This is a genomic window from Rhizobium sp. PP-CC-3G-465, from assembly GCF_004343445.1.
In the GTDB taxonomy this organism is placed as follows: Bacteria; Pseudomonadota; Alphaproteobacteria; order Rhizobiales; family Rhizobiaceae; genus Ferranicluibacter; species Ferranicluibacter rubi.
The window spans coordinates 1-2,620 of sequence record NZ_SLYH01000049.1 but is presented as its reverse complement, the minus strand read 5'-3'; the positions used below and the strand labels follow the sequence as shown (position 1 = coordinate 2,620).

At 60.5% G+C, this 2,620-nt stretch carries 1 protein-coding gene and 1 pseudogene; both read right to left on the bottom strand.

Features of this window, described 5'->3' with window-relative positions; translation table 11 throughout:
• Positions 1-153: 153 nt before the first annotated feature.
• Complete coding sequence (gene istB, locus C8J33_RS26730; RefSeq protein ID WP_132665928.1) at positions 154-903, bottom strand: IS21-like element helper ATPase IstB; 750 nt, start codon at positions 901-903, stop codon at positions 154-156.
• A 14-nt stretch (positions 904-917) separates the two neighbouring features.
• A pseudogene (istA, locus tag C8J33_RS26725) lies at positions 918-2,428 on the bottom strand (IS21 family transposase).
• Between the last annotated feature and the right edge of the window lie 192 nt (positions 2,429-2,620).

Here is a 2,620-nt window from a genome sequence, read left to right as displayed (position 1 = left end):
ATGCGTATTCCGATGAAGCCGGCCACCTATTCCGACACGAAGCCGGCCACCCATTCCGATTTCATTCCGGCCACCGTTCCGATTTGAAGCCGGCCAGTCGGTGTGCCTCTGGGTCGTCATGTTCTTTGGCTTGAAGCCGCCTGGCGGTCAAGCTTAGGTTGTCGCGGCAGCAGTCATGGAACGCTTCTTTCGCATACTCTCCCCCGTGAGTTCGATGCGGTAAGCATTGTGAACGAGGCGATCGAGGATGGCGTCGGCGATCGTCGGATTGCCGATCATGTCGTACCAGTGTTCGACGGGCACCTGGCTGGTGACGATGGTAGACCGTTTCTCATAGCGGTCTTCAACGATCTCCAGGAGGTCGCGCCGTTGCTCGTCATTGAGCTTCTCTGGTCCCCAGTCATCAAGAATGAGTAGGTCGGTTCTCGCCAAAGCCTTCAGCACCTTCGGATATCGACCGTCCCCACGCGCCAAGGCCAGCGTGGCGAACAGTCTGGGTAGGCGATGATAGGCGACGGAGAAGTCCTCGCGGCACGCCTTGTGTCCGAGCGCGCATGCAAGCCAGCTCTTGCCGACGCCGGCGGGTCCAATCATGAGCAGGCTGTGGCGCTGCCGGATCCAGTCACATCCGGCAAGCTTCAGGAACAGATTGCGATCGAGGCCGCGGGTGGCGCGGAAATCGATGTTCTCGATTTGGGCATCATGGCGCAGCTTTGCGGCCCGGGCCCGGGCCTCGAAGCGCTTCTGGCCTCGGGCGGTCGACTCGCGCTCGAGAAGAAGGGCCAGCCACTCACCGTGCCCGAGGTGTCTCGCCTCCGGTTGCGCCTCGAGTTCCTGATAGGCGCTTGCCATGCCGGAAAGGCCGAGTTCGCGCAGCATGTCGATGGTAGGATTGATCAGCATGATGGAAGGTCTCCTCAATGAAAGTAACTGGGACCGCGTAAGTTGGCGTGTTCCACAACGGCGGCAGGTTCGGTGGGAGGTATTTTGCTTTTGTAGGTGGCGATGAGCGACGCGATGGCCTTGCTGTTCAAGCCGCCAATCTCGACAGCCCGTGCTGAAACGGCCTCGGCGCGGTCCTGGCCGATGTCACGGTAAAGGCGCAGGATCCCGAGGCACGTTCTGAAGCCCTGTTCCGGGTGCGGACGGCTGGCGAGAATGGCGATGATAAGCCCTTCGGTCTGCGGCCCGATAGACGCGCCCCATCGTCGGAAGCGTTCCGGCGTCCACTCGGCATATCGGCGGTGTGAACTGGGCATGTGAGCGGGGTCAGTTCCATAGCGCGGGCCACCATAGCGGCGCTGATGCACCGCAACGCGTTTGCCGCGATGGAAGATCTCGATCATCCGTTCAGTCGCCCTGATATCGACTTGGCTCCGTATGAGGGCATGCGGGACAGAATAGAAGAAGCTCTGGAACTCGACATGGTAATCCGTCGACACCCGCGCCAAGCGCCATTCGGCGAACTCATAATGTTCGCTGGGCAGGCTTGCGAGTGCTGCCTGTTCGACCGTCTCAAAGAGGTTCCGACGACTGACGCCCAACCGGCGAATGACGTGATTGTTGATGCGCTCCAGCATCTGAGCGATCGCGGCATTGGCTTCCGTGAGCGAGAAGAATGTCTGTTTGCGAAGACGGCCGAGAATGCAGCTCTGGGCGAACTTCACGCCATTCTCCACCTTGGCCTTGTCCTTCGGGCGTCGCGGACGTGCTGGCAGGACGCCAACGCCATAATGAGCCGCCATGACCCCGTAGCTGCGGTTGATCTCAGGATCGTAGAAGCTGGCGCGGTTGACGCCGGACTTCAGATTATCGGGCACGATCAGCCGGGGCACACCGTCGAAGAAGGTGAACATGCGGACGTGGGAGCCAATCCAGTCCGGCAGGGTCTGGGTCCATGTGGCTTCCGCATATGTGTAGCTCGACGCGCCGAGCACGCCGAGGAACAGTTCCGCCTCGCGGATCTCGCCGGTCTTGCGATCGACGATCGGCACGCGTTGCCGGAGTAATCCACGAAGACTTTGTCGCCGGCGACGTGTTCCTGGCGCATCGTCGGTGACAGGCGCTTCTCAAAGCCACGGAACAACTCGCAAAAACGGCTATACCCATACCCATCCGGATGGATGCTGCGGTATTCCTCCCAAAGGATCAGCAGCGTCACGCCTGGCTTCTTCAGCTCGATCGAAAGCGGGCCCCAGTCGGGCTCTTGCCGCAATCGCTGGCCTTGCTTAACGCCGGGATGGACGAAAAGCTTGGCCTCAAGGACATCGTCTGTCAGGTCGCTGGCGAGGGGCCAACTCAACCCGACCATCGCAGCTCGCTTCAGGTTGTCCTGCACGGTGCTGCGAGCGATGCCAAGCATCACCGCGATCTCGCGGCTACTCGTTCCGCTACCCGCAAGCCGCAGCATTTGTCGTATGTGTCGCATGGTCAGCTTTCTTTTTGCAGGCATTAAATTCCCCTCGTGGATATCGAGGGGACACATGCCAAGGTTGCTGACCCAGGGGAACTTGAGTGCCGGAAACTGGCCGGTTATTGATTGGAATGGTGGCCGGCTTCAAATCGGAACGGTGGCCGGTCAATGATCGGAATGGCGGCCGGCTTCAGAGCGGAATCCGCA